The sequence below is a fragment of the Streptomyces sp. NPDC021622 genome (assembly GCF_040640795.1).
Classification (GTDB): Bacteria; Actinomycetota; Actinomycetes; order Streptomycetales; family Streptomycetaceae; genus Streptomyces.
On the sequence record NZ_JBFACK010000006.1, the window covers coordinates 360,825 to 386,155 of the forward strand.

Consider the following 25,331-nt stretch of genomic DNA (forward strand, 5'->3'; position numbering starts at 1 on the left):
GAGCCCGGCACCGTCACGTCTGCCGCAGCTGACCGGCGATCTCCCGCAGTGCCTCCGTCGCCCGGATCAGCAGGCCGGGCCCGAACGTGATCCGAGTGACGCCCAGTTCACCCAGCTTCCGCAGGTCCGGGCCGTGCGGGTGCGCGCCCGCGTTGACGGGGCCCTCGATGTCCGCAAGGAGCCGCGGCAGCACCTCGGGCGGCGCGGAGATCGGATAGACGCAGTCCGCGCCCGCCGCCACGTAGAGCCGGGCCCGTTCGACGGCCTGCGCGGGGTCGGCGACTCCCCGGATGAACGTGTCCACACGGGCGTTGATGAACACCCGCCCGTCCGCGACGGAACGCACCTCCGCCAGCCAGTCCGCCTGCTCGCGCGGATCCTTGAGAACCCCGTCCGAGGAGTCCTCCAGGTTGCAGCCCACCGCGCCCGTCTCCAGGAGCCGCTCCACCAGCTCCTTGGGCGGCAGGCCGTAGCCGTCCTCGATGTCCGCGGACACCGGCACGGACACCGACCGTACGATCCTGCGCACCGCCGCGAACATCTCGTCCGGCGGCACCGATCCGTCCGCGTACCCCAGCGACGCGGCGACCCCCGCGCTCGGTGTGGCCAAAGCCGGGAATCCGACCTCCTCGAAGAGCCGCGCGCTTGCCGCGTCCCAGGGTCCCGGCAGGACGAGCGGGTCACCGGGCGCGCGCCCGTGGTGCAGCGTCCTGAAGTCGTCGACGAGGCTCACGGCGTATACCCTCCGGGCTCGATGCGGCGGCTGACCATCAGCCGGTTCCAGCTGTTGATGACGGCGATCAGGCCGATGAGATGGGCGAGTTCGGCCTCGTCGAAGTGCTTGGCCGCCTGCTCATACGTCGCGTCGGGCACGAAGCCGTCCGTGAGGACCGTGATCGCCTCGGTGAGCGCGAGCGCCGCACGCTCGCGCTCGCCGAACAACTCCCCCGCTTCTTCCCAGGCGTTGAGCAGCGCGATGCGTTTGGCGCTCTCGCCGGCCTTCAGGGCGAGGTCCACATGCATGTCCAGGCAGAACGCGCACGCGTTGATCTGCGAGGCCCGCATCATCACCAGCTCGGCGAGCACGGGGTCGCCGAGCCCCTTCTTGGCGGCCGCGCTCAGTGCGGACATCGCGCGGCCGACGCCCTTGTCCAAGTAGGTCGTACGAGGGCTCACTTGGCGTCCGCCGCCTTGTAGTGGCCCGGCACCTGCCGCGTGGAGACGCCGAAGCGGTTCCACGCGTTGATCACCGTGATCGCGGCGATGAGCTGGGTCAGCTCCGCCTCGTCGAACTGCTTCGCGGCCTTCTCGTACACCTCGTCCGGCACGAAACCGTCGGTCAGGACGGTGATCGCCTCGGTCAGCTCGATCGCCGCGATCTCCTTCGCGGTGTAGAAGTGCTGCGACTCCTCCCATGCGCTGAGCTGGATGATCCGCTCGACGCTCTCGCCCGCGGCGAGCGCGTCCTTCGTGTGCATGTCGAGGCAGAGCGCGCAGTGGTTGATCTGCGAGGCGCGGATCTTGACGAGCTCGAAGACCACCGGGTCGAGGCCCTTACGGGCGGCCGCGTCGAGCCGGATCATCGCCTTGAAGACTTCGGGGGCGTGCTCGGACCAGGCGAGGCGGGGGGTGTGCTCGTGCAGGTATTCCTTGGGCTGCCTGGTCTGCGCCGTCTGCGCCGTCTGCGCCGTCGGCGCCGTCAGTGCGGAGGTGCTGTCGTTCGCGTTCTCGTTCGCGTTCTCGTGCGTGGTCATGGTGTCGACCGTACGGCCCGAATAGCCCAGAGGTATGGTCCATTTCCATGGAAGAATCGTGGGCCACTTTGGGGGTCGACCTCCATCTGGAGACGGCCGGTGACGCGTCGCGCTCCGGTGTGCGCAAGGGGCTCACGGACGCCCTGCGCGAGGCGGTGCGCGGCGGGCGCCTGGCCCCCGGCACCCGGCTGCCCTCCTCACGGTCGCTCGCCGTCGACCTGGGCATCGCGCGCAACACGGTCGCCGACGCGTACGCGGACCTGGTCGCCGAGGGGTGGCTCACCGCGCGGCAGGGGTCGGGGACCCGGGTCGCCGAGCGGAGGGTCCCGCGTCCCACGGCGCCCGCGCGGCCCCGCCGGGTCGGCGGCGCACCGACGTACGACCTGATGCCGGGCACCCCGGACCTCGCGTCCTTCCCCCGCGCCGAATGGCTCAAGGCCGCCCGCCGCGCGCTGAACGCCGCGCCGAACGACGCGCTCGGCTACGGCGATCCGCGCGGCCGGACCGAGCTGCGCACCGCCCTCGCGGACTACCTCGCGCGGGCGCGGGGAGTGCATGCGGACCCGGACCGCATCGTCATCTGCGCCGGCTTCGCACACGGACTGAAGCTCCTCGGCGAGGTGCTGCGGGCGCGTCGGCTGCGGGAGGTGGCGGTGGAGCCGTACGGACTCGACGCCCACTGGGAGATCCTGAGGCGGTCGGGGCTGCGGACAAGACCGCTGACCTTCGACGAACTGGGCACATCCACCGCCGAGTTGGGGCCTGGCTCGGCGAAGGTGGCGCTGCTCACCCCCGCGCACCAGTTCCCGATGGGCGTACCGTTGCACCCCGACCGGCGTGCGGCCGCCGTCGACTGGGCGCGGCGCACGGGCGGGCTGATCCTGGAGGACGACTACGACGGGGAGTTCCGCTACGACCGGCAGCCGGTGGGCGCGCTGCAGGGGCTCGACCCCGACCGCGTGGTCTACCTCGGCACGGCGAGCAAGTCCCTGGCTCCCGGCCTCCGGCTCGGCTGGATGGTCCTGCCGGCGCCGGTCGCAGCGGAGGTCATCGAGGCGAAGGGCGGCACCGACTGGAGCTGCGGGGTGCTTGATCAGCTGACGCTCGCGGAGTTCATCACGTCCGGTGCGTACGACCGTCATGTGCGCGGCGCACGGCTGCGCTACCGCCGCCGCCGCGACCAACTGGTCGCCGCGCTGGCCTCGCGGGCGCCGGAGGTGCGGGTGTCGGGGATCGCGGCGGGCCTGCACGCGGTCCTCGAACTCCCGGCGGGCACGGAGCGCTCGGTGGTGGAGGCGGCTAGCTGGCAACGCCTTGCCCTGCAGGGGCTTGAGCAGTTCCGGCATCCCGCGGCGCGGGTTGCTCTGCGGGATGCGCTGGTGGTGGGGTATGGGACGCCGGCGGATCACGCGTGGGCGGGGGCGCTGGACGCACTGTGCAGGGTGCTGCCGTAGGGGGGCAGGGCTTTTCCCGCCCACCCGCCCGATTGCCCCGCAGCGGCTCCCATCGGCCGACGTGCTGTCGTCGGGCGCGCCGCCGTACCGCCGCTTCGCGGCGAAAGCTTTCCCGCCCGCCCACCCGATTGCCCCGCAGTTGCCCGCCCTTTCAGCCCGTCCGGCGTTTGAGGACGAGCTCGCCGGAGGCGGTGATCTGCGGTCAGCTCGCGGCCGGCGGAGCCGGAAGGGATTCGGGTAGGGGTGGGATCGGGGAAAGGGAAACGCCCCTACCGAGCCCCCTCAACCCCCGCCTCACCAACCCCCGCCTCACCGAACCGCGCCAGCGCCAACGCCCCCGCCACCGCCACCACAAACCCCAGCACCGCCAGCCACCCCAGCCCCTCCCGGGTCCGGTCCCCCAGCCACACCACCCCCACCAGCGCAGGCCCCACCGTCTCCCCGATCACCATCCCCGCGGTGGCGGTGGTGACGGAGCCCCGCTGCAGGGCCGACGTCAGCAGGAGGAACGCCGCACCGCCGCCCACCAGCAACGCGTACGTCGCCGGATTGGTGACAAGCGCGCCCAACGACACCTCGTCGATCAGCCGCACCGCCACCTCCACCACCCCGAACCCGAACCCCGCCCCGAGCCCGAGCGCCAACGCCCGCCCCCGGTCCGGCAGCCGCCCCGCCACGGCCCCGAGCAACAGCACCCCCACCGCCACGCCCAACATGGCGTACTGCAGAGTCGTCGACCCGCCCGTGTCCCCCTCCTCGCCCGACGCCAGCCCCAGCATCGCGAGCCCCGCGCACACCACCCCCACCGCTCCCCACTCGACCCCGCTCAGCCGCACCCGCAGCAGCCGCGCAGAGACCACCGCCGTCACGGCGAGGCTCGCCGCGAGCGCCGCGCCCACGGCATAGATGGGGATGGAGCGCAGGGCAATGATCTGCAGCACAAATCCGAGCCCGTCGAGGCCGAGCCCCGCGATGTACCGCCACTGGCGCACCGCCCGCAGGAGCAGTGCGGGATCGACTCCGGATCCCGTACCCGGCGCGGTCGCACGCGCGGCGATCGCCTGGAGGACCGAGGCCGTGCCGAAGCAGACCGCTGAACCGAGCGCGCAAATCATCCCAAGAGACACGAAGTGACTGTAGAGGAAGGGGATTCCGTGGAGCCGGTTGGCGGGCCGGGCGGAGGCTTACCTACGCTGATCGCCGATCACGTACAACATCACGTACGCAAACACCGCGTACGCAACAACACGTGCGCAAAGCAACACGTGCGCAAGCAACACGTACACAAACAACGGGGAGTGAAAGAACCGATGGCAGCGGAGAAGCAGCGGCGCAGGCTGCGGTCAAGCACGGTCGTGCTCGGCGGAATGGGTGTCCTCGCGGCGACCCTGAGCGCCTGCGGCTCGGAGCCGGACAAGCGGTGTGTGGACCGCGACAGTTACGACCTCGTCAACGGCTACAAGATCGTCGCGGACAAGAACTGCAAGAGCGGCGGATCGTCGTACTCGTCCGGCAAGGGCCGCAACACCGGCAGCTCCTATGGATCCGGAACAGGAACCGGAACCGGAACCGGCAAGTCCGGCCGAATGGACGCCGACTGGTACTACGACGCGGACATCGACGGCCGCTACGCCGACTACGGCACCTTCAGCCACAGCGAGGCCGTCGACCGCGACGGCTTCGGCTGCTCGGGCAGCGGCAGCGGCGGCGGCTGAGCCGGAACCGGACAGACCGAGGTTCGAGACCATGGAACGCCGCACCCTCACCCCACGCCCCGGCTGGCAGCAGACCGTCGAGGATCAGGGGCTCATCTACCCGCTCACCCGCTACCCGGACGATTCGCTCCGCCCGTACTGGGACGAGTCCGCCTGCTACGTCTTCTCGCTGCCCGAGGTCGAGGCCCTGGAGGAGGTCGTCGAGGAGCTGCACGCGATGTGCATCGCGGCGGCCGGGCACATCGTCACGCACGACCGCCTCGCGGACCTCGGCATCACGGACCCGCGGGTCGCCGCAGCGGTCACCGAGGCCTGGCACCGGCGCGCCGAACTCCCTTCCCTCTACGGCCGGTTCGACCTGCACTACGACGGCCGTGACGGCGCACCCGCCAAACTCCTGGAGTACAACGCCGACACCCCGACCTCCCTGGTCGAGGCGGCGAGCCCGCAGTGGTTCTGGATGGAGGAGCGCTTCCCCGGCGCCGACCAGTGGAACTCCCTCCACGAACGCCTCGTCGACGCCTGGAAGAAGCAGGCCGCCCTGCTGCCGCCCGGCGGCCCGCTGTACTTCGCGCACTCCGCGGGCGACGAGCTCGGCGAGGACCTGATGACCGTCGCGTATCTGCGCGAGACCGCGCAGCAGGCGGGGCTCGACACCGAGGCGATCTCCATGGAGGACATCGGCTGGGACCGGCTCTCGGGGCGGTTCGTCGACAAGAAGCTCCGCTTCATGCGCAGTTGCTTCAAGCTCTACCCGTGGGAGTGGCTCACCACCGACCGGTTCGCCCCGCACGTCCTGGACACCCTCGACAACGGCGGCGGCACCGGCTCCACCCTGTGGATCGAGCCTGCCTGGAAGATGCTGCTCTCCAACAAGGCGCTGCTCGCGATCCTCTGGGAGCTCTACCCGGGCCACCCGAACCTCCTCCCCGCCTATCTCGACGGCCCCCGCGAGCTGGCGTCGGAACGGGGCTACGTCGCCAAGCCGCTGCTCGGCCGCGAGGGCGCCGGCGTCACGGTGCACCCGCCGGCCGACGGTCCGGTCTCCCTGCGCGAAGAGGCCTGCTGCTACCAGGAGTTGGCGCCGCTGCCCGACTTCGACGGCAACCGCGTCGTGCTCGGCGCGTGGGTCGTCGAGGACGAGTCGGCGGGGCTCGGCATCCGGGAGTCGTCGGGTCTGATCACGGACGAGTACGCCAGGTTCCTGCCGCACGTGATTCTCTGAGGCTGGGGGTCGGGGGTTGGGTTGGGTGCTCAGGCCGGGGTTGCTGCCGGTGGCCTCAACTCGCCTGAGTACCCTGCGGATTGATCGATCCGATCACGTACGGAGGCGAACCGCATCATGGCCGACAGCAGGATCAACACCACGCAGCCGCACACGGCCCGCATCTGGAACTACTGGCTCGGCGGCAAGGACAACTACCCGGTCGACCAGGCGGCCGGGGACCAGATCCGTACGCTGCACCCCGGCATCGGCGAATACGCCCGCGCCGACCGGCTGTTCCTGGGGCGGGCGGTGAGCCACCTGGTCACCGAGTGCGGCATCCGCCAGTTCCTCGACATCGGCACCGGCCTGCCGACCGCCGACAACACCCACGAGGTCGCACAGCGCCTGGCCCCCGAGACGCGCGTCGTCTACGTGGACAACGACCCGCTGGTCCTCACCCACGCGCGGGCGCTGCTGACCAGCTCGCCCGAGGGGAAGACCGACTACCTCGACGAGGACCTGCGCAATGTCGAGGCCATCCTCGAACACGCCGCCAAGACCCTGGACTTCGACCGGCCCGTCGCGCTGATGCTCCTCGGAGTCGTCATCTTCATCGACGACGACTCCGAGGCGTACGGCATCGTGCGCCGCCTGCTCGACGCGCTCCCGGCCGGCAGCCACCTGGTCCTCTCGCACACCATCACCAGCCCGGCGATGCCCGACGTGGACGAGGCCGTGGCGTTCTGGAACGAGAACGGCACACCGAAGCTCACCCAGCGCACCCCGGACCGGGTCGCGGAGTTCTTCGACGGGCTCGAACTCCTCGACCCGGGCGTGGTGTCGTGCAACCGCTGGCGCCCGGAGACGGATGCGGCGTCCGGCCTTGCGGACGTGGCCATGTTCGGCGGGGTGGGCCTCAAGCGCTGAGGCCGGGGGAATCCGGCGTCAGGCGGACGAGCATCTTGCCGGTGTTGGCGCCGCGCAGCACACCGAGGAAGGCGTCGGGCGCCTGCTCGATGCCATCGACGACGGTCTGTTCGGTGCGCAGGGTGCCGTCGGCGAGCAGCCCCGCTGCCTTGCCGATCCACTCGGGGAACAGGTCGAAGTGGCTGCTGACGAGCATGCCGCGCAGGGTCGCCTCATGGGTGGCGGCACGGAAGAGGTTGTTCGGCCCCGGCGCCGGCTCGGTGGTGTTGTAGCCGCTGATGGCGCCCACCAGGGCGATGCGGCCTCCGGTGCGGATGGCGCCGATGGCGGCTTCGAGATGGTCGCCGCCGACCGAGTCCAGGTAGACGTCGATGCCGTCGGGGGCGGCCTGGGCGAGCTGCTGCGCGATGCCGCCCTGGCGGTAGTCGATGGCCGCGTCGTAACCGAACGTGTCGAGCAGCTTCTTGGTCTTCGCCGGTCCGCCCGCCGAGCCGATCACACGGGAGGCCCCGAGCTCGCGGGCCAGCTGTCCCGCGACGCTGCCGACCGCGCCTGCGGCCGCCGAGATGAAGACGACGTCGCCCGCACGGACCGGTGCGGTGCGGGTGAGCGCGGCGTACGCGGTCAGGCCGGTGGTGCCGAGCGGGCCGAGGTAGGCGGCCTCGGGGGCGAGCGAGGTGTCGATGACGGTGGCCGCCGCCGCGTCCACCACGGCGTACTCCCGCCACCCCAGGAAGTGCGAGACGCTCGCGCCCACCGGGATGCCGGGCGCCCTGGACGCGACGACCTCGCCTATGGCGCTGCCTTCGAGGGCGGCGCCGAGAGCGAAGGGCGCGATGTAGGAGGGGGCGTCGTCCATGCGGCCCCGCATGTACGGGTCCACGGACATCCAGGTGTTGCGTACGAGGATCTGGCCCTCGGCGGGCTCGGGGATGCCGGTGGTGACCAACTCGAAGTCGGCGGGGGAGGGTTCGCCGGTGGGGCGGGCGGCGAGGCGGATTTCGCGGGAGGTGGCGGTGTTCATGGTGACGTTCCTTCTCTGAGTGTCCGGTGTTCGGTGTTGTGCTGCGGTGATGGGACTACCGTGCCGGGAGCCGCGCACGGAACGCTGACGGTTCACGCACGGGGGCTGACGGCTCGCGCGCGGGGGCCGGGTGCGGCTGGTGATCGCTGTGCCGCGGGCCCGCATTACCGTTGCGGCATGCGATTCGAGGTGCTGGGCCCGTTGGTGGTGCGCACGGAGGGCGGGGCGGTCGTCCCGGTTCCCGAGCCGAAGGTCCGTGCGCTGCTCGCGAATCTCCTGCTCCACGAGGGGCGGCCGGTCCCGGCTGACGTACTGATCGACGACCTGTGGGGCGATCGCCTGCCGGGCAACCCCGCCAACACCCTGCAGACCAAGGTCTCCCAGCTGCGCCGGGCCCTGGAGAAGGCGGAGCCGGGCGCGCGGGAGCTGGTGGCGCACGGGCCGTCCGGGTACGTGCTGCGGGTGGCCGCGGAGTCGACGGACGCGGGCAGGTTCGCCGCGCTGACTGCGTTGGCGTACGACGCTGCCGAGCCGCCTGCGGATTCTCGTACGGATTCTCGTACGAAGGTGAAGTGGCTCTCGGAGGCGCTGGCGCTGTGGCGGGGACAGGCCTACGCGGACTTCCGGGACGCGGGCTTCGCGCGGGCGGCGGTGGCGCGGCTGGAGGAACAGCGCCTGACGGCCCAGGAGATACGGGCCGAGATCATGCTTGACCTGGCAGGTCCGGGTGAACAGGGCGCGCTGGCCGATGAGTTGGCAGACCTGGTGGCCGAACAGCCGCTGCGTGAACGGCTGCGGGGTGCCTACATGCGCGCCCTCTACCGTGCGGGGCGCCAGACGGAGGCCCTGGACACCTACCGTGACCTGCGCGAACGCCTGGCCGACGACTTGGGCATCGACCCCGGTGCGGAACTGACCGCCCTCCACGGCGCGATGCTCCGCCAGTCCCCTGAGCTGTCCGCGCCGACGCCTTCTTCTCCTGCACACCCCCTCACGAATCTCCCCGCACCCGTGACGGCATTGATCGGCCGGGAGAAGGCGGTGGCCCGCGTACGCCAACTCCTCTCCACAACCCGCCTGGTCACCCTCACGGGCCCCGGCGGTGTGGGCAAGACCCGCCTCGCACTGGAGGCGGCGGCGGGCTTTACGAAGGACTTCACGGAAGACTTGGCCGACGGCGTGTGGCTGGCGGAGCTGGCCGGCACGAGGACCGGCGTGGCCGAGACGGTGGCCGCCGCGCTGGGCATCCGCGACGACGTTTCAGTGATCCGGGACGAGGAGCCGGAGGGCGGGCGCGGTGCCTGGGGAAGCGCTCGGGGAGCGGAGAGCTCGCCCCCTCCCCTCGCGACGGTGCTCGCCAAGGCGCTCGCCCCGCGGCGGCTGCTTCTGGTGCTCGACAACTGCGAGCACGTACTCGACGAAGTGGCCGCGCTCCTCGACCAACTCCTACGGCACGCCCCCGGTCTACGCGTCCTCGCCACCAGCCAGGAACCCCTCGCCATCGCCGGCGAGACCCTGGAGGCCGTCGCACCCCTCGGCGAGGATGAGGCCCTGGAGCTGTTTGCTGCGCGGGCCGCGGCCACGGCCCCCGGCTTCGCGCTCTCCGCGGAGAACACCGACGCCGCCGCCCTCATCTGCCGCCGCCTCGACGGCATCCCGCTCGCCGTCGAACTGGCCGCCACCCGCGTACGAGCCCTCGGCGTACACGCCCTCGCCGACCGCCTGCACGACCGCTTCCGCCTCCTGAACCAGTCCCGCCGAGACGCCCCCGCCCGCCAGCGCACCCTGCGCGCGATGATCGACTGGAGCTGGGAACTGCTGACCCCGGACGAGCAGTCCGTGCTGCGCCAACTGTCGGTCTTCAGCGGCGGATTCACCCTCCAGTCCGCCGAAGCGGTGTACAAAGCCCCGGGAATCCCTGGCGGGGGGACGGGCGTGACGGTTGGCCTGGGTGGGGGTACGGGTGCGATGCCTGGCGCGGGCGGGGGCATGGGCGCGATGCTTGGCTCTGGCGGGGGTACGGGTGCGACATCTGGCCCGGGCGGCGGCATGGATGCGATGCCTGGCGCGGGCGGCGGCGCGGGTGCGATGCCTGGCGCGGGCGCGACGCTTGGCTCTGGCGGGGGTAAGGGTTCGATGCCTGGCCCGGGCGCCGGCATGGGCGCGATGCTTGGCCCCGGCGGGAGCACGGCCGCGACACCCGGCCCCGGCGGCGGTACGGCGGAGACGCCCGGCCCCGCCCTGGACGTACTCGACCTCATCACCCGCCTGGTCGACCGCTCCCTCCTCACGGCGGCACCCGGCACCGACGACACGCACGGCATCCGCTACCGCATGCTCGAATCCGTCACCGCCTACAGCCTCGAACGCCTCGACGAGGCGGGAGAGACGAAGGACACCCGCCGCCGCCACGCCCGCCACTACACCCACCTGGCCGAACAAGCCGCCGGCCAACTTCGCGGCCCCGCCCAACACCACTGGCTGCACCGCCTGGACACCGAAACGGTCAACCTGCGCGCCGCACTGGAGTGGGCCGCGATGGACGACGACCAGGCCGAGGACGGGCCGGCCCTTGTCGTGTCCCCCTCGGGTGGGTCAACGCCATCCTCGGACCTCACCGCTCCGGGCGACGCGCCCCCGAGCCATTCAGCCCGGACCGATACCGCACTCGGCGCCACCACGGCGCACGTTGACGCCCTCAGCGGCACCGTACCCATCGGCGATCCGAGCGGATCCGGTGTGTCCGGCGGCGGTGCACTCACCGGCAGTGCTGTCACCGGCAGTGCACTCACCGGCGGTGCCACCACCGGCGGTGCCGCCACCCGCAGTGTGCCCGGCGGCAGCACGCTCTCCGAGCCATCGGCTCGCCCTGCCGCCCAGGACCGCCCCGCCCCCGGCGCCGCCGCAACCCCCCTCTCCCTGCGCCTCGCCAACTCCCTGACCTGGTACTGGTTTCTCCGCGGTCGTCTCGGTGAAGCCGAGCGGTCGCTCGGGGGTGCCCTGGACCCGTATCCGAACGGGAGCGCCGCCGCCTCCGCCCGTACCGCCCGCGCCGCCTTCGCCCTGCTGACTGGCGACGCACCCCGCGACATCGCCGCCGATGACGACGCCGACCCCCGTTCCCGCTGGCTGCTCGCCTACGCCGGCTGTGGATTTCGTACGCCGCACGGGGACGCCACGATCGACGGGATCCTGGAGGAGTTCCGCGCGGCGGACGACCGCTGGGGTGTGGCCGCCGCCCTCAGTGTCCGTGCCACGCTGGCCCTCTACCGCGGCGACCTCCCGGCCCTGCGCCGCGACGCCGAGGACAGCGCCGCCCGGTTCGCCGAACTCGGCGACCGCTGGGGCCAGTTGCAGGCCTCCGAGCAACTCGGCGTCCTCGCCGAGATAGCCGCCGACTACGAAGCCGCCACCCGGCTCCACCGCGACGGCATGCGCGACGCGGAGGAACTGCGCCTGTGGACCGATGTCTCCTTCCGCCTCTCACGCCTCGGCCGCATCGCCCTGCTCACCGGCGACGACGCCGCCGCCACAGACTTCCACGCACGCGCCGCCCGACTCGCCGAGCAGCACTCGCACCGCCCCGCGCAGCAGTTCGCGGAGACGGGCCTGGCCATCGGCGCCCGCCGCCGTGGCGACCTCGACACCGCCGAGCAGCACCTCCTGCCGTGGCTCGCCTGGAACCGCCGCCTGGGCGTCGACTCAGGCTCCGCCCTGATCCTGGCCCAGCTCGGCTACGTCGCCGAACAGCGCGGCGACGCGCAACGCGCGGAGGAACTCCACCGCGAAGGCCTCACCACGGCCCGCGCCACGGGCGACGACCGCGCGGTCGCCCTGGCCCTGGAGGGCCTGGCCGGCGCCCACTCCCTTGCGGGCGACCACACCCGCGCCGCCGAACTCCTCGGCGCCGCGGCCGCTCTGCGCGAGGCGGCCGGCAGCCCACTGCCACCCGCCGAACGCGCCGACGTGGACCGCGCCGCCCACCGCTCCCGCACTGCCCTGGGCGAGGACGACTACACCGCCGCCTTCACCCACGGCCACACATCCCCACCGGAGGGCTGGTGAGCCCCTAGGGGGCAATCCCTTCCCCGGCGGGGGAGCGGCCCCGCCAGGGTGCGGCACGCCGAACTAGCTCAGCACCGCCCGGAGTTGATCAAGCCCCCAGTCCAGGTCCTCCTTACTGATCACCAGCGGCGGGGCGATCCTGATCGTCGACCCATGGGTGTCCTTGACCAGCACCCCCCGGTCCATCAACTTCTGGGAGATCTCCCGGCCCGTGCCGTGCGACGGGTCGATGTCGACGCCCGCCCACAGCCCACGGCCCCGCACCTGCGTCACCGCGCCCGTGCCGGCGAGCAGCCCCAGCTCGGAGTGCAGATGCTCGCCCAGCTCGGTGGCCCGCTGCTGGAACTCGCCCGTGGCCAGCATGGCGACGACCTCCAGCGCCACCGCGCACGCCAGCGGATTGCCGCCGAACGTCGAACCGTGCTCACCCGGCTTGAACACCCCGAGCACATCCGCGTCCGCCACCACCGCGGACACCGGAACGACACCCCCGCCGAGCGCCTTGCCCAGGATGTACACGTCCGGCACCACGCCCTCGTGCTCGCACGCGAACGTCCTGCCCGTCCTGCCGAGCCCCGACTGGATCTCGTCCGCCATGAAGAGCACGTTCCGCTCGCGCGTCAGCTCCCGCACACCCGCGAGATATCCGGCCGGTGGCACCAGAACCCCGGCCTCGCCCTGGATCGGCTCCAGAAGCACCGCCACCGTGTTCTCCGTGACCGCGGCCCGCATCGCCGTCAGATCGCCGTACTGGACGATCTCGAATCCCGGCGTGTACGGGCCGAAGTCGGCCCGCGCCTCCTGGTCGGTGGAGAAGCTGACGATGGTCGTCGTCCGCCCGTGGAAGTTGTCGCGCGCCACGACGATCTTCGCCCGCCCGTCCGGCACCCCCTTGACCTGGTACCCCCACTTTCTGGCCGTCTTCACGGCGGTCTCCACCGCCTCCGCCCCTGTGTTCATCGGCAGCACCATCTCCTTGCCGCACAGCTCCGCGAGCCGCGTACAGAACTCGGCGAACCGGTCGTGGTGGAAGGCCCGCGAGGTGAGCGTCACCCGCTCCAGCTGTGCCTTGGCGGCATCGATCAGGCGGCGGTTGCCGTGCCCGAAGTTGAGCGCCGAGTATCCGGCCAGCATGTCGAGGTAGCGGCGCCCCTCGATGTCCGTCATCCACGCACCCTCCGCCGACGCGACCACGACGGGCAGCGGATGGTAGTTGTGCGCGCTGTGCGCTTCGGCCGAGCTGATGAACTCTTCGGTAGTCGACACGGGGTCTCCGATCGTCCTGCGGCATGGGGCGGGTGTGGCGCCCAATTTCTATCGTCGCTCGGATCGTGGACGAAGAAACCTGCCGTCCCGGCGCGCCAGCTAGGCTGGCTCCGACAGCACGGCGACTGGCGCGCGGGGAACGGACCCCGGGGAAGCCGTGCGAGGCAGAACCTTCGAGGTGCCGCCCGCCTGGGCACCCCGGGACCACGACCGGACACTCACCGCTCGCCCCGGAGGACGCCATGACCCACCCCTCTCCTTCCTCGTCTTCTTCATCGGCCGATTTGCCTTCGCCGAACGCCCTCAGCCACCCCGCGCTCGCCGCGCAGGACCCCGAACTTGCCGCCCTCGTCGGCGCCGAGGAACAGCTCCAGGCCGACACCCTGCGCCTGATCCCCAGCGAGAACTATGTCTCCACCGCAGTCCTCGAAGCCTCCGGCACCGTCCTGCAGAACAAGTACAGCGAGGGCTACCCGGGCCGCCGCTACTACGAGGGCCAGCAGAACATCGACCCCGTCGAGCGCCTCGCCGTCGCCCGCGCCAAGTCCGTCTTCGGCGTCGAGCACGCCAACGTCCAGCCCTACTCCGGCTCCCCGGCCAACCTCGCCGTCTATCTGGCCTTCGCCGATCCCGGCGACACCGTGATGGGCATGGCCCTGCCCATGGGCGGCCACCTCACCCACGGCTGGGGCGTCTCGGCCACCGGCAAGTGGTTCCGCGGTGTGCAGTACGGCGTCCGCCACGACACCGGCCTCATCGACTTCGACGAAGTACGCGACCTCGCCCTCAAGGAACGCCCCAAGCTGATCTTCTGCGGCGGCACCGCCCTTCCCCGCACCATCGACTTCGCCGCGTTCGCCGAGATCGCCCGCGAGGCCGGCTCCGTCCTGGTCGCCGACATCGCGCACATCGCCGGTCTGATCGCCGGCGGCGCACACCCCTCACCGGTGCCGCACGCCGATGTGATCTCCACGACCACCCACAAGACCCTGCGCGGCCCGCGCGGCGCGATGCTGATGTCCCGCGAGGAGCACGCCAAGGCCATCGACAAGGCGGTCTTCCCCGGACTGCAGGGCGGCCCGCACAACCAGACCACGGCGGCCATCGCCGTCGCCCTCCACGAGGCGTCCAAGCCCTCCTTCCGCGACTACGCCCACGCGGTCGTCGCCAACGCCAGGGCCCTCGCCGAAGCGCTGCTCGCCCGCGGCTTCGACCTGGTCTCCGGCGGCACCGACAACCACCTGATCCTGATGGACCTCACCCCCAAGGACGTCCCCGGCAAGGTCGCCGCCAAGGCCCTCGACCGGGCCGGGATCGTCGTCAACTACAACACCGTGCCGTACGACCCGAGGAAGCCGTTCGACCCGTCCGGCGTCCGCATCGGCACCCCCTCGCTCACCTCCCGTGGTCTCGGCACGCAGGACATGCCGACCGTCGCCGACTGGATCGACCGCGGTGTCGCCGCCGCCCGCACCGGCGACGAGGACGCCCTGACGAAGATCCGCTCCGAGGTCGCCGACCTGATGGCCGCCCATCCGGCCCCGGGCCTGCCGACCCACTGATCCCCGGCAGATCACGTCCCGCCTCCCTCCGCCGGTCACCTCACCGGCCGGGGGAGGCCGCACCGCTCACACATCCCGCAGCGACGCGAGCGGTGACCGGCCCTCGGCGAGCGGCCCCCGCAGCAGCAGCGCACACCCGCCGCCCCCACCGCGACGCCCGTTGCGGACGCACTGTGTTCCTCGTCTCATTGGCGACGATCGACAGCAGCCACGGCTTGAACGCCGAGCCCTCCCTGAACCGCCCCAAGGAGCAGTACGCCTTGAAGAAGGCCTGCCGCACCACGTCTTCCGCGTCCGATCCCGCCCCGAGCGCCGCGGCCGCCACCGGCGCGCACACGCGCGATCACCGCACCCTCGTCGACGACGCGGCCCCCCTCCAGGACCTCCCCCTGTGCCCGCGGCGGATCACAAGATCGCGGCACACCCGTCACACGTCTGTTTCCGAGCAATGAGAGACACCTGAGAGAATGAGCCTCATGGCCTCTGATCGTCCTCGCGTGCTCTCCGGAATCCAGCCCACCGCGGGCTCGTTCCACCTCGGCAACTACCTCGGCGCCGTCCGCCAGTGGGTGGCGCTGCAGGAGTCCCACGACGCCTTCTACATGGTGGTGGACCTGCACGCGATCACGATGCCGCAGGACCCGGCCGAGCTGCGTGCCAACACCCGCCTCGCCGCCGCCCAGCTGCTTGCCGCGGGACTCGACCCGGAGCGCTGCACCCTCTTCGTCCAGAGCCATGTCCCCGAGCACGCCCAGCTCGCCTGGATCATGAACTGCCTCACCGGCTTCGGCGAGGCCTCGCGGATGACGCAGTTCAAGGACAAGTCCGCCAGGCAGGGTGCGGACCGCGCCTCCGTGGGCCTCTTCACGTACCCGGTCCTCCAGGTCGCGGACATCCTGCTCTACCAGGCCAACCAGGTCCCGGTCGGCGAGGACCAGCGCCAGCACATCGAGCTCACCCGTGACCTGGCCGAGCGCTTCAACGGCCGGTTCGGCGAGACGTTCACCGTTCCGGCGGCGTACATCCTCAAGGAGACGGCGAAGATCTACGACCTTCAGGACCCGTCGATCAAGATGAGCAAGTCGGCGTCCGCTCCCAAGGGCCTGATCAACCTCCTCGACGATCCCAAGGCCACCGCCAAGAAGGTCAAGAGCGCGGTCACCGACACGGACACGGTCGTGCGCTACGACACCGAGAACAAGCCGGGTGTCAGCAACCTCCTGACCATCTACTCGACGCTTACGGGGACCGGTATTCCGGAACTGGAGCAGAAGTACGCCGGCAAGGGCTACGGTGCGCTGAAGACCGACCTCGCCGAGGTCATGGTCGAGTTCGTGACCCCCTTCCGGGACCGCACCCAGGCCTACCTGGACGACCCGGAGACGCTGGACTCGATCCTGGCCAAGGGCGCGGAGAAGGCGCGTGCCGTGGCCGCGGAGACTCTCGCCCAGGCGTACGACAAGGTGGGCTTCCTGCCCGCCAAGCACTGAGCCACACAACCCCCTGTACCGAGCCACGTACAGCAGCGCCCTCTGCCCGCCACCCGACCGACAGGAGTACGACGTGGGGACCGTAACGATCGGTGTTTCGATCGCGGTCCCGGAGCCACACGGCAGCCTGCTCCAGGAGCGGCGCGCGGGCTTCGGGGACCCCGCGGCGCACGGCATTCCCACCCACGTCACGCTGCTCCCGCCGACCGAGGTGGACGCATCGGCTCTGCCGGCGGTCGAGGCGCACCTGGTGACCGTCGCGGCCGCCGGGCGCCCCTTCCCGATGCGGCTCTCCGGTACGGGTACGTTCCGTCCGCTGTCGCCCGTCGTCTTCATCCAGGTGGTGGCGGGCGGCTCGGCCTGCGGATGGCTCCAGGAGCGCGTCAGGGACGCATCCGGGCCCATCGAGCGCGAGCTGCAGTTCCCGTACCACCCGCACGTCACGGTGGCGCACGGCATCTCCGAAGAGGCCATGGACCGGGCGTACGCAGAGCTCGCCGACTACGAGGCCGAGTGGCCCTGCACCGGATTCGCGCTCTACGAACAGGGCGCCGACGGAGTGTGGCGCAAGCTGCGCGAGTTCGTCTTCGGAGGGGGCGGCCCCCTCGTGCCTCCGCAGGCGACGGCCCCGGCCGCGCACGGCACGCTGCCCGCCCGCTGACCTCCCCCTAGGAGGTGCCTCCTCACCGCAGAAGCAGGAGAGGCACCTCACACCGGAAGCCGCCGGAACACCGTCCGCGGCACATGCCGCAGCGCCGACATGACCACCCGGAGCGCCCCGGGCACCCACACCGTCTCCGAGCGCCGGCGCAGGCCCGTCTCGATGGCCTCGGCGACCGCCTCAGGAGTGGTCGCCATCGGGGCCTCCTCCAGGCCCGCCGTCATCTTCGAACGTACGAAGCCGGGGCGCACGACCATCACGTGCACGCCCGTTCCGTGCAGCGCGTCGCCCAGGCCCTGGGCGAAGGCGTCGAGGCCGGCCTTGCTCGATCCGTAGATGAAGTTGGAGCGCCGCGCCCGCTCGCCCGCGACGGACGAGAGGACCACAAGGGAGCCGTGCCCCTGGGACTGCAGCGCCCGCGCGCACACCAGGCCCGCGGAGACCGCCCCGGTGTAGTTCGTCTGCGCGACACGCACCGCCGACAGCGGCTCGTCCTCGTCGCGTGCCTGGTCGCCGAGGATGCCGAACGCGAGCAGGACCATGTCGATGTCGCCCTCGGTGAAGATCTTCCCGAGGGTGTTCTCGTGGGACTCGGAGTCGAGCGCGTCGAAGGCGACGGTGCGGACGTCCGCGCCCATGTCGCGCAGGCCCGCCGCGGCCTTCTTCAGGCCCGGGGACGGCCGCCCGGCCAGCCACACCGTGCGGGTGCGCCGCGCGACCAGACGGCGGGCGGTGGCGAGGCCGATCTCGGAGGTGCCACCGAGCACGAGCAGCGACTGGGGGGTGCCGAAGGCGTCCTTCATGGGACCAACTCCTGGAGGTACTAGAGGGCGAGGCGGCGTGAGAGGTCCGAGCGGAACAGGCCGCGCGGGTCGAGATCGGCCCGCAGCGCGCGGAAGTCGTCGAGCCGCGGATACATCGCGGCGAGCATCTCGGGCCGCAGGCGGGAGTCCTTGGCCAGGTAGACGCGGCCGTCGGAGGTGGCCACTTCCTCGTCCAGTTCGTCGAGGAAGGCGCCGAGGCCCGGCAGGTTCGCCGGGATGTCCAGGGCCAGTGTCCAGCCGGGCATCGGGAAGGAGAGCCAGCCCGGATCGCCCTCTCCGAAGCGCTTCAGTACGGCGAGGAAGGACGGGCAGCCGCGCTCCGAGATGCGCCGCACGATGCGTCGCAGGGCTTCTTCCTTGCCGTGTCCGACGACGAATTGGTACTGCACGAAACCGCTGCGTCCGTAGACGCGGTTCCAGTGCGGGACGCCGTCCAGGGGGTGGAAGAACGTGGAGATCTTCTGGAGCTCGCCCACGCGGGAGCGGGGCGCCTTGCGGTACCAGAGCTCGTTGAAGAGGCCCACCGACTTTCGGCCGAGGAGCCCTTCGGGCAGGAAGCGCGGGGCGGGCGGCAGTTGGCCGGGGCGGAACGTCAGCGGGGCTCTGCGCGCGCGTGCCGGAAGGGCGTCCAGGGGAGCGTGGTCGCCGCGCGTGAGCACCGAGCGGCCCATCGACTTGCCGCGCGCGAGGAGGTCGATCCAGGCGACCGAGTAGCGGTAGCGGTGGTCGGTGGCGGCGAGGCGGGCCATCAAGTCGTCCAGGTCGGCGGCGCGTTCCGTGTCCACCGTCATCAAGGAGGTCTCGACCGGCTGTAGTTGGAGGGTGGCCGCGAGGATCACGCCGGTCAGGCCCATGCCGCCCGCCGTCGCGTCGAACAGGGCGGTGCCGCGCTCGAAGGACCGCACCGTGCCGTCGGCGGTGAGCAGCTCGATGGCGTTGACATGGCGCGAGAACGAACCGGAGCCGTGGTGGTTCTTGCCGTGGATGTCGGCGCCGATCGCGCCGCCGACCGTCACGTACCGCGTCCCCGGGGTCACCGGCACGAACCAGCCGAGCGGGAGCAGGACTTCCATCAGGCGGTGCAGCGATACGCCGGCGTCGCACAGGACGGTGCCCGCGTCGGCGTCGATGGCGTGCACACGGTCCATGCCGGTCATGTCGATGACCGCGCCGCCCGCGTTCTGCGCGGCGTCCCCGTAGGCCCGTCCCAGGCCCCTGGCGATGCCGCCGCGCTCGTCGCACGCGCGCAGGGCCGCGGCGGCCTCCTCGGGTGAACGGGGGCGGATCAGCCGGGCGGTGGTGGGGGCGGTGCGCCCCCAGCCGGACACGGACACAGCCTCGGACGTCGTCACGGAAGCGGATGCGGAGTCGGCAGGCATGGGAGCGACCGTATCGCCCCTGTGTGGGTGGTTTGTCCTGAATCATCCAAGCTCTCACCGAAATGGGTGATTGATGGAGTGTCGTCCGATATTGACGTAAATATTGAGAGGTCGCCTAGAAGAGTCGGGAGCCGCGGTTCCTGGAGTCCTCGGAAAAGGAGGCCACATGCACGACATGGACCACCGGCTGCTGTCGGCCCTGCGCGACTGCGGCTCCGACAAGCGCGTGGCCGCGGCCGCGCGCTCTCTCTCCTGGACCGGCGAGCACGGCGCGCTCTGGCTCGTCGCGGGCCTGGCGGGCGCCGCGGTCGACCGTGAGCGGCGCGGAGCGTGGCTGCGCGGCACGGCGCTCACCGCGGCGGCCCACCTGGCCAGCATGGGCGTCAAACGGGTCGTGCGACGCCCGCGGCCCGGCGCGGACACCGGGGCCGAGCCCCTCGTCAGGACCGCGGGACGGCACTCCTTCCCCAGCTCGCACGCCACGTCGGCCGCCGCAGCGACCGTCGCGTACGGCGCGCTGAGCCCTGCGGGCGCCCGCATCGTGCCGCCGGTCGCCGCCGCGATGTGCGTCTCCCGGATGGTCGTCGGCGTCCACTACCCGAGCGACGTGGCCGCAGGCGCGGCCCTGGGCGCCCTCACCGCGCGCGTGGGCGCCGCCTGGATGAACGGGGGCCGCAGCGATGGCTGAGCGCGCCGCCCTGCTCGAACGCCCCGGCCCGCCGCAGCCGTCGGGCCCCCGTTCGCTTGCCCTGCCGCTGGGCCTCCTGAAGACCGCGCGTCCCCGCCAGTGGGTCAAGAACGTCCTGGTCGTCGCGGCCCCCGCCGCGGCGGGCGAGCTCTTCTCGCGCCACTCGCTCGGCCAACTCGCCATCGTCTTCGCGCTGTTCACGGCCGCCGCGTCCGCCGTCTACCTCATCAACGACGCGCGCGACGCCGACGCCGACCGCGCCCACCCCACCAAGTGCCGCAGACCGGTCGCGGCGGGGCAGGTCCCGGTGCCCGTCGCGTACGCGGTCGGGGGACTGCTCGCCGTCCTCGCCCCCACGGCCGCCGCCGCGCTCTGCACACCACTGACCGCGGCGCTGCTCGCCGCCTACGTAGTGATGCAACTCGCCTACTGCGTCAGCCTCAAGCACGTACTCGTCGTCGATCTCGCCGTCGTCACCACGGGCTTCCTGATGCGGGCCATGATCGGCGGGATCGCCCTCGGCATCCCGCTCTCGCGCTGGTTCCTCATCACCACCGGCTTCGGCGCGCTCTTCATGGTCTCCGCCAAGCGCTACTCCGAAGCCGTCCAGATGTCGGGCGGCGCCGAGAAACCGGGCGCCACGCGCGCGTTGCTCACCGAATACACCACCGGGTACCTGCGCTTCGTGTGGCAGCTGGCCGCCGGGGTCGCCGTCCTCGCGTACTGCCTGTGGGCCATGGAGAGCGGCGGCACCGCCAACGGCAGCCTGCTGCCCTGGCGGCAGCTGTCGATGGCCGCCTTCGTCCTCGCGGTCCTGCGGTACGCCGTGTTCGCCGACCGGGGCACCGCGGGCGAGCCCGAGGACGTCGTCCTGCGCGACCGTGCGCTCGCCGTCATCGGCGTGGTGTGGCTGGCGATGTACGGACTCGCGGTCGCCGACTGGTGAGCGTGATGAGCGCCCTCAGGGGGCGGCTGCGGGCCATGGGCCCCGAACTGCTCGGCTTCGCCGCCGCCGGGATCTGCGCGTACGCCGCCGACCTCGGCCTCTTCCTCTGGCTGCGCGGCCCCGTCGGCCTCGAACCGCTGACCGCCAAGGCGCTGTCCTTCGTGGCCGGTTGTACCGTCGCGTACGCGGGCAACGCGCTCGGCACCTACCGGGGCGAGCGGGCCAGGGTGTCGCGCCTGCGCCGGTACGGGATCTTCTTCGCCGTCAACATCGCGGGCGCCCTGGTGCAGTTGCTCTGCATCGCCGTGTCCCACTACGGCCTCGGCTTCACCTCGCAGCGCGCGGACACCGTCTCCGGAGCCGGAATCGGTATGGCACTCGCCACTGTTCTGCGTTTCTGGGGTACCCGCACCTTGGTCTTCCGCACAGCGGGCAGGGAGGCATCATGGACTGGCTGAAAAAGCTCCCCGGCATCGGGCCCCTGGTGGAGCGCGCGATGCGCACGCACGCGTGGAGCGCGTACGAGCGGCTCGACAGCGTGCACTGGACCCGCCTCGCGGCCGCGATGACGTTCATCAGCTTCCTTGCGCTCTTCCCGCTGATCACCGTCGCCGCCGCGATCGCCGCCGCGACGCTCTCCAAGAGCCAGCAGGAGAAGCTCGAGGACACCATCTCGAAGCAGGTCCCCGGCATCTCCGATCAGCTGAACCTGGACGCCCTGGTCGCCAACGCGGGCACCATCGGGCTCATCGCGGGCGCCCTGCTGCTCTTCACCGGCATCGGCTGGGTCGGCTCGATAAGGGAGTGCCTGCGGGTCGTCTGGGAGCTGGAGGACGAGGAGGAGAACCCTGTCCTGCGCAAGGTCAAGGACGCCGGCGTGCTCGTCGGGCTCGGCGGCGCAGGCCTCGCGTCCGTCGTCGCCTCGACCCTCGCGTCGACCGCCGTCGGCTGGAGCGCCGACCTCATCGGGGTCTCCAGGGACGGCTGGGGCGGGCTGCTGCTGCAGGCGCTCGCGTTCGCCATCGCGGTCCTCGCGGACTTCCTGCTGCTGCTCTACGTCCTGACGCTGCTGCCGGGGGTCCAGCCGCCGCGCCGTCACCTGATCACCGCGGGTCTGATCGGCGCGGCCGGGTTCGAGCTGCTCAAGCTGCTGCTCGGCGGCTACATGAAGGGCGTCGCGGCGAAGAACATGTACGGCGCCTTCGGAGTGCCCGTCGCGCTGCTCCTGTGGATCAACTTCACCGCGAAACTCCTGCTGTTCTGCGCCGCCTGGACGGCGACGCGGAAGCAGGGACGTACAGAAGAAGAGCCAGAGGAAGAGCCGGCAGAAGACGACCGGGGCGCCCCGAACGACGGGGCGCCCTCCGGAGACGTCAGCGACGGCCCTTCCGGCGCACCAGGTCCGGCAGCGGCAGCCGGCGGCTGATCACGAACCACCCGGCGGCCAGGAGCACCAGCACACCGCCCACGACACCGAGCGCGACACCGACGCCGCCGCCCGAGTCCTTGTCCGCGGCGTGCGCCACGTTCTTGGCCGGATCCGACTTGCCCTTGCCCGCGCCCGGAGCGCCCTTACCGCTGCCCGTGCCGGCACCCTTCGGGGGGACCAGTTCGCCCACCGGGTCGACCTTGCCCGAGGCCTGGAAGCCCCAGTCCAGCAGGCGTTCCGTCTCCTTGTAGACGGCGTGCTGTTCCCCGGAGTCGGGGTTCATGACGGTGACGAGCAGCACCTTGCCGTCGCGCTCGGCGACACCGGTGAAGGTGGTTCCGGCGTTCGTGGTGCTTCCGTTCTTGACGCCCGCGATGCCCTTGTAGGGGTCGAGACCGACGTCTCCTGTAAGGAGTCGGTTGGTGTTCTGGATCTCGAAGGGCTCGCGCTTCTTCTTGCCCTTGTCCTTGCCCTTCGTGATCTTCTTGGTCTCGCCGGGGAACTTGGCGGTGGCCGTCGAGCAGTACTCGCGGAAGTCCTTCTTCTGCAGACCGGATCGGGCGAACAGCGTCAGGTCGTACGCGGAGGAGACCTGCTTGTCGGCGTCGTAGCCGTCCGGGCTGACGACGTTGGTGTCCAGGGCCTGCAGTTCCTCGGCGTGGGACTGCATGTCCTTGACGGTCTTCGCGACGCCGCCGTTCATCGACGAAAGGACGTGCACCGCGTCGTTGCCCGACCGCAGGAAGACGCCCAGCCACAGGTCGTGGACCGTGTACGTCTCGTCCTCCTTGACGCCGACCATGCTGCTGCCCGCGCCGATGCCCGCCAGGTCGGAGAGCTCGACCTTGTGCTTCTGCGTCTTGGGGAACTTCGGCAGGACCGTGTCGGCGAAGAGCATCTTCAGGGTGCTCGCCGGGGGCAGCTTCCAGTGCGCGTTGTGCGAGGCGAGCACGTCGCCGGACTCGGCGTCCGAGACGATCCAGGAGCGTGCCGACAGGTCCTTGGGGAGCACGGGCGCACCCGCCTTCAGACTGACCTGCGTGCCTGCCTCGCCGAGCTTGGCGCCGCCGACCGTCGACATGGAGGAGGGCGGCTTGGGCTTCTTGTCGCCTCCTGGCTTGCCGTCCGCCAGTGCGGGCGCTGCGGTCGAGAAAGTCAACAATGCGGCGGAAGTGACCAACAAGGCGGTCTTTTTTGCGGCAGGCACGGACGAGAACGTACAGGGCGTCGCTGTGGACGTCGCCGTCGAGGTGGCCTGTGTGTCGCGCTCCTGACCCCGGCGGCTGTGCGGAAGGGAGGCTCGCGATACTGAACGCATGAAGCTCAGCCGCCCGGTCTCCTGGTTCCTGCTCGCCTTCGGCGTGTGGAGCTGGTTCATCTGGATCACTTTCGTCAAGAACCTGTGGAAGGACGGCAGCGGGCTCGCCTTCGACGACGGCGACCCGACCGCGTACTTCTGGGTGCACCTGACGCTCGCCGTCGTCTCCTTTGTCTTGGGGACGGTGGTGGGGGCCATCGGGTTGCGTGGGGTGCGGGCTCTGCGCCGTACGTCATAGCCGTGATCATTCTCTTCGTCCTCATCGGCCTCGCCGTCCTCGCAGCCTTCGCCGGGCTGCAGTGGTACGCGTGGCGGCGCCTGGTGCGGGACACGACGGCCCGGCCCGGGTTCGTGCGGCGGGCCGGTGCGGCGGTCTTCACGGCGGGGCCGCTGCTGATGTTCGCGGCGGTCGCCGGCGAGCGGGCCGGTGCGCCGTTCTGGCTGCAGCAGGTGCTGGCCTGGCCGGGCTTCATGTGGATGGCCCTGTCGGTCTACCTGGTCCTCGCACTGCTCGCGGGCGAGCTAGTACGCCCCGTCCTGCTGGGACTGCTGTGGCGGCGACGCTCGGAAACGACTCCTACGGAGACGGCGCTTACGAAGGCCACTCCTACGGAGAGGGCGTCTACGGAAGCCACTCCTACGGAGGATCCGGCTTCGACGGGTGACGCCCCCTCCGTCTCCGCCGCCCTCGCCTCCGTCTCCGCCGAGGAAGCGCCGCGGAATCCGGCCACTCCCTCGCGCCGCCTCTTCGTCTCCCGGATCGTCGGCGGCACCGCCGCGGCCGTCGCCGTCGGAACGGTCGGATACGGAACGTACGGCGTGCTGCGCGGCCCCCGGGTGAAGCGCGTCACCGTGCCGCTGGCCAAGCTGCCGCGCTCGGCGCACGGGTTCCGGATCGCCGTGGTCAGCGACATCCACCTCGGGCCGATCCTCGGGCGCGGCTTCACCCAGCGCGTGGTCGACTCGATCAACGGCACCCAGCCCGACCTCATCGCCGTCGTCGGTGACCTCGTCGACGGCGACGTCGATGACCTCGGGCCCGCCGCGGCACCGCTGGCGCAGCTCCGGGCCCGGCACGGCAGCTACTTCGTCACCGGCAACCACGAGTACTTCTCCGGCGCGGAGCAGTGGGTCGATCACGTACGCGAACTCGGCCTGCGCCCCCTGGAGAACGCGCGCGCCGAACTGCCCGCGTTCGACCTCGCGGGCGTGGACGACATGGCGGGCGAGAGCGAGGGGCACGGGCCCGACTTCGCCAAGGCGCTCGGCGACCGCGACCGGTCACGGGCGTCCGTGCTCCTGGCCCACCAGCCGGTCGTCATCCACGACGCGGTCAAGCACGGCGTCGACCTCCAGCTCTCCGGGCACACCCATGGCGGACAGCTCTGGCCAGGCAACTTCATCGCCGACCTGGCCAATCCGACGCTTGCGGGACTTGAGCGGTACGGCGACACCCAGCTGTACGTGACGCGCGGCGCCGGCGCGTGGGGGCCGCCGGTGCGGGTCGGGGCGCCGTCCGACATCACGGTCGTGGAACTGGCCTCCCACCAGGCGTAATCGGCTGCTGGTCCGATTCGGTTCCCTTTGGTTCGGACTTGGCCGGATACTGCGGGGTCGCACGG

23 protein-coding genes and 1 pseudogene are annotated in these 25,331 nt (G+C 71.3%); 14 read left to right on the forward strand and 10 right to left on the reverse strand.

The genetic code is table 11. The annotated features are described in order from the left end of the window. Positions 1–13: 13 nt before the first annotated feature. Genes AB0G47_RS14960 through AB0G47_RS14970 form a run of 3 tightly spaced genes read right to left on the reverse strand, consistent with a single transcriptional unit; the run spans position 14 to position 1,754 of the window. Positions 14–733 (reverse strand): isocitrate lyase/phosphoenolpyruvate mutase family protein, encoded by a 720-nt coding sequence (locus AB0G47_RS14960; protein ID WP_360768807.1) that lies wholly within the window; start codon positions 731–733, stop codon positions 14–16. Beyond that, positions 730–1,176 carry a carboxymuconolactone decarboxylase family protein gene (locus tag AB0G47_RS14965; RefSeq protein ID WP_360768810.1) on the reverse strand — a complete coding sequence of 149 codons (447 nt, stop codon included), beginning with the start codon at positions 1,174–1,176 and terminating at the stop codon, positions 730–732. Before AB0G47_RS14965 ends, AB0G47_RS14960 begins: the two co-directional genes overlap by 4 nt. After that, positions 1,173–1,754, reverse strand: a complete 582-nt coding sequence (locus AB0G47_RS14970) for a carboxymuconolactone decarboxylase family protein (protein WP_360768812.1) — start codon at positions 1,752–1,754, stop codon at positions 1,173–1,175. Before AB0G47_RS14970 ends, AB0G47_RS14965 begins: the two co-directional genes overlap by 4 nt. Before the next feature lie 47 nt (positions 1,755–1,801). Between AB0G47_RS14970 and AB0G47_RS14975 the strand changes: the two genes are divergently transcribed. Further along, entirely contained in the window at positions 1,802–3,208 is a 1,407-nt protein-coding gene (locus AB0G47_RS14975; RefSeq protein ID WP_360768815.1) for a PLP-dependent aminotransferase family protein, read from the forward strand. 269 nt (positions 3,209–3,477) lie between these two features. Here the strand turns inward: AB0G47_RS14975 and AB0G47_RS14980 are convergent, their stop codons facing one another. After that, positions 3,478–4,323: a hypothetical protein gene (locus AB0G47_RS14980; RefSeq protein ID WP_360769044.1), complete on the reverse strand. Its 846-nt coding sequence runs from the start codon at positions 4,321–4,323 to the stop codon at positions 3,478–3,480. A 195-nt stretch (positions 4,324–4,518) separates the two neighbouring features. On the opposite strand from AB0G47_RS14980, the gene AB0G47_RS14985 reads away from it, so the two are divergent. The 3 genes from AB0G47_RS14985 (at position 4,519) to AB0G47_RS14995 (ending at position 7,057) form a co-directional block, all read left to right on the forward strand. After that, the gene (locus tag AB0G47_RS14985; RefSeq protein WP_360768818.1) at positions 4,519–4,923 is read left to right on the forward strand and encodes a hypothetical protein; all 405 of its coding nucleotides are present in this window, start codon (positions 4,519–4,521) and stop codon (positions 4,921–4,923) included. Positions 4,924–4,954: 31 nt separating this feature from the next. Then, a complete protein-coding gene (locus tag AB0G47_RS14990; protein WP_360768821.1) occupies positions 4,955–6,148 on the forward strand; it encodes a glutathionylspermidine synthase family protein in 1,194 nt (397 codons plus the stop codon). 117 nt (positions 6,149–6,265) lie between these two features. Continuing rightward, positions 6,266–7,057 (forward strand): SAM-dependent methyltransferase, encoded by a 792-nt coding sequence (locus AB0G47_RS14995; RefSeq protein ID WP_360768824.1) that lies wholly within the window; start codon positions 6,266–6,268, stop codon positions 7,055–7,057. On the opposite strand, the gene AB0G47_RS15000 is transcribed toward AB0G47_RS14995, so the two are convergent. Then, positions 7,047–8,081, reverse strand: coding sequence for an NADP-dependent oxidoreductase (locus AB0G47_RS15000; RefSeq protein WP_360768827.1), 1,035 nt, complete (start codon positions 8,079–8,081; stop codon positions 7,047–7,049). The two genes, AB0G47_RS14995 and AB0G47_RS15000, sit on opposite strands and share 11 nt — an antisense overlap. Before the next feature lie 177 nt (positions 8,082–8,258). Here AB0G47_RS15000 and AB0G47_RS15005 point away from each other — a divergent pair, with 177 nt between their 5' ends. Further along, positions 8,259–12,146 carry a BTAD domain-containing putative transcriptional regulator gene (locus tag AB0G47_RS15005; RefSeq protein WP_360768830.1) on the forward strand — a complete coding sequence of 1,296 codons (3,888 nt, stop codon included), beginning with the start codon at positions 8,259–8,261 and terminating at the stop codon, positions 12,144–12,146. Between the two features lie 63 nt (positions 12,147–12,209). Here the strand turns inward: AB0G47_RS15005 and rocD are convergent, their stop codons facing one another. After that, positions 12,210–13,412 (reverse strand): ornithine--oxo-acid transaminase, encoded by a 1,203-nt coding sequence (gene rocD / locus AB0G47_RS15010; RefSeq protein ID WP_360768832.1) that lies wholly within the window; start codon positions 13,410–13,412, stop codon positions 12,210–12,212. A gap of 242 nt (positions 13,413–13,654) precedes the next feature. On the opposite strand from rocD, the gene glyA reads away from it, so the two are divergent. Then, a complete protein-coding gene (glyA, locus tag AB0G47_RS15015; RefSeq protein WP_360768835.1) occupies positions 13,655–14,974 on the forward strand; it encodes a serine hydroxymethyltransferase in 1,320 nt (439 codons plus the stop codon). Between the two features lie 166 nt (positions 14,975–15,140). Here glyA and AB0G47_RS15020 read toward each other — a convergent pair. After that, positions 15,141–15,354 (reverse strand): annotated as a pseudogene (locus tag AB0G47_RS15020) (sigma factor); the annotation flags it as partial. 96 nt (positions 15,355–15,450) lie between these two features. Between AB0G47_RS15020 and trpS the strand changes: the two are divergent. Continuing rightward, positions 15,451–16,464: a tryptophan--tRNA ligase gene (gene trpS, locus AB0G47_RS15025; RefSeq protein WP_360768838.1), complete on the forward strand. Its 1,014-nt coding sequence runs from the start codon at positions 15,451–15,453 to the stop codon at positions 16,462–16,464. A 73-nt stretch (positions 16,465–16,537) separates the two neighbouring features. After that, the gene (locus AB0G47_RS15030; RefSeq protein WP_360768841.1) at positions 16,538–17,125 is read left to right on the forward strand and encodes a 2'-5' RNA ligase family protein; all 588 of its coding nucleotides are present in this window, start codon (positions 16,538–16,540) and stop codon (positions 17,123–17,125) included. Between the two features lie 47 nt (positions 17,126–17,172). On the opposite strand, the gene AB0G47_RS15035 is transcribed toward AB0G47_RS15030, so the two are convergent. Further along, a complete protein-coding gene (locus tag AB0G47_RS15035; protein ID WP_360768844.1) occupies positions 17,173–17,928 on the reverse strand; it encodes a decaprenylphospho-beta-D-erythro-pentofuranosid-2-ulose 2-reductase in 756 nt (251 codons plus the stop codon). Positions 17,929–17,948: 20 nt separating this feature from the next. After that, positions 17,949–19,328 (reverse strand): FAD-binding oxidoreductase, encoded by a 1,380-nt coding sequence (locus AB0G47_RS15040; RefSeq protein ID WP_360768847.1) that lies wholly within the window; start codon positions 19,326–19,328, stop codon positions 17,949–17,951. Positions 19,329–19,494: 166 nt separating this feature from the next. On the opposite strand from AB0G47_RS15040, the gene AB0G47_RS15045 reads away from it, so the two are divergent. Genes AB0G47_RS15045 through AB0G47_RS15060 form a run of 4 tightly spaced genes read left to right on the forward strand, consistent with a single transcriptional unit; the run spans position 19,495 to position 22,388 of the window. After that, a complete protein-coding gene (locus AB0G47_RS15045; protein WP_360768850.1) occupies positions 19,495–20,016 on the forward strand; it encodes a phosphatase PAP2 family protein in 522 nt (173 codons plus the stop codon). Beyond that, a complete protein-coding gene (locus tag AB0G47_RS15050) occupies positions 20,009–20,962 on the forward strand; it encodes a decaprenyl-phosphate phosphoribosyltransferase (RefSeq protein WP_360768853.1) in 954 nt (317 codons plus the stop codon). The genes AB0G47_RS15045 and AB0G47_RS15050 overlap by 8 nt, the downstream gene beginning before the upstream one ends. A 5-nt stretch (positions 20,963–20,967) precedes the next feature. Continuing rightward, positions 20,968–21,420, forward strand: coding sequence for a GtrA family protein (locus AB0G47_RS15055; protein ID WP_360768856.1), 453 nt, complete (start codon positions 20,968–20,970; stop codon positions 21,418–21,420). After that, positions 21,408–22,388: a YihY/virulence factor BrkB family protein gene (locus AB0G47_RS15060; protein ID WP_360768859.1), complete on the forward strand. Its 981-nt coding sequence runs from the start codon at positions 21,408–21,410 to the stop codon at positions 22,386–22,388. Before AB0G47_RS15055 ends, AB0G47_RS15060 begins: the two co-directional genes overlap by 13 nt. On the opposite strand, the gene AB0G47_RS15065 is transcribed toward AB0G47_RS15060, so the two are convergent. After that, positions 22,336–23,598 (reverse strand): D-alanyl-D-alanine carboxypeptidase, encoded by a 1,263-nt coding sequence (locus AB0G47_RS15065; RefSeq protein WP_360768862.1) that lies wholly within the window; start codon positions 23,596–23,598, stop codon positions 22,336–22,338. The two genes, AB0G47_RS15060 and AB0G47_RS15065, sit on opposite strands and share 53 nt — an antisense overlap. A 109-nt stretch (positions 23,599–23,707) precedes the next feature. Here AB0G47_RS15065 and AB0G47_RS15070 point away from each other — a divergent pair, with 109 nt between their 5' ends. Together AB0G47_RS15070 and AB0G47_RS15075 are read left to right on the forward strand one after the other, a co-directional pair. Beyond that, on the forward strand, positions 23,708–23,947 hold the full coding sequence (locus AB0G47_RS15070; protein ID WP_360768865.1) for a hypothetical protein: 240 nt from the start codon (positions 23,708–23,710) through the stop codon (positions 23,945–23,947). A 2-nt stretch (positions 23,948–23,949) separates the two neighbouring features. Next, positions 23,950–25,266 (forward strand): metallophosphoesterase, encoded by a 1,317-nt coding sequence (locus AB0G47_RS15075; RefSeq protein WP_360768868.1) that lies wholly within the window; start codon positions 23,950–23,952, stop codon positions 25,264–25,266. Positions 25,267–25,331 lie beyond the last annotated feature (65 nt).

Excerpts from the sequence above, each read along its gene's own strand:
- AB0G47_RS15050 (WP_360768853.1), top strand. The coding sequence starts at position 20,009 with ATGGCTGAGCGCGCCGCCCTGCTCGAACGCCCCGGCCCGCCGCAGCCG.
- AB0G47_RS15055 (WP_360768856.1), top strand. The coding sequence starts at position 20,968 with ATGAGCGCCCTCAGGGGGCGGCTGCGGGCCATGGGCCCCGAACTGCTC.
- AB0G47_RS15045 (WP_360768850.1), top strand. The coding sequence starts at position 19,495 with ATGCACGACATGGACCACCGGCTGCTGTCGGCCCTGCGCGACTGCGGC.
- AB0G47_RS14995 (WP_360768824.1), top strand. The coding sequence starts at position 6,266 with ATGGCCGACAGCAGGATCAACACCACGCAGCCGCACACGGCCCGCATC.
- AB0G47_RS15040 (WP_360768847.1), bottom strand. The coding sequence starts at position 19,328 with ATGCCTGCCGACTCCGCATCCGCTTCCGTGACGACGTCCGAGGCTGTG.
- AB0G47_RS15060 (WP_360768859.1), top strand. The coding sequence starts at position 21,408 with ATGGACTGGCTGAAAAAGCTCCCCGGCATCGGGCCCCTGGTGGAGCGC.
- glyA (WP_360768835.1), top strand. The coding sequence starts at position 13,655 with ATGACCCACCCCTCTCCTTCCTCGTCTTCTTCATCGGCCGATTTGCCT.
- trpS (WP_360768838.1), top strand. The coding sequence starts at position 15,451 with ATGGCCTCTGATCGTCCTCGCGTGCTCTCCGGAATCCAGCCCACCGCG.
- AB0G47_RS15005 (WP_360768830.1), top strand. The coding sequence starts at position 8,259 with ATGCGATTCGAGGTGCTGGGCCCGTTGGTGGTGCGCACGGAGGGCGGG.
- AB0G47_RS14970 (WP_360768812.1), bottom strand. The coding sequence starts at position 1,754 with ATGACCACGCACGAGAACGCGAACGAGAACGCGAACGACAGCACCTCC.
- AB0G47_RS15035 (WP_360768844.1), bottom strand. The coding sequence starts at position 17,928 with ATGAAGGACGCCTTCGGCACCCCCCAGTCGCTGCTCGTGCTCGGTGGC.
- AB0G47_RS15070 (WP_360768865.1), top strand. The coding sequence starts at position 23,708 with ATGAAGCTCAGCCGCCCGGTCTCCTGGTTCCTGCTCGCCTTCGGCGTG.
- AB0G47_RS14980 (WP_360769044.1), bottom strand. The coding sequence starts at position 4,323 with ATGATTTGCGCGCTCGGTTCAGCGGTCTGCTTCGGCACGGCCTCGGTC.
- AB0G47_RS14985 (WP_360768818.1), top strand. The coding sequence starts at position 4,519 with ATGGCAGCGGAGAAGCAGCGGCGCAGGCTGCGGTCAAGCACGGTCGTG.
- AB0G47_RS14975 (WP_360768815.1), top strand. The coding sequence starts at position 1,802 with ATGGAAGAATCGTGGGCCACTTTGGGGGTCGACCTCCATCTGGAGACG.
- AB0G47_RS14990 (WP_360768821.1), top strand. The coding sequence starts at position 4,955 with ATGGAACGCCGCACCCTCACCCCACGCCCCGGCTGGCAGCAGACCGTC.
- AB0G47_RS15000 (WP_360768827.1), bottom strand. The coding sequence starts at position 8,081 with ATGAACACCGCCACCTCCCGCGAAATCCGCCTCGCCGCCCGCCCCACC.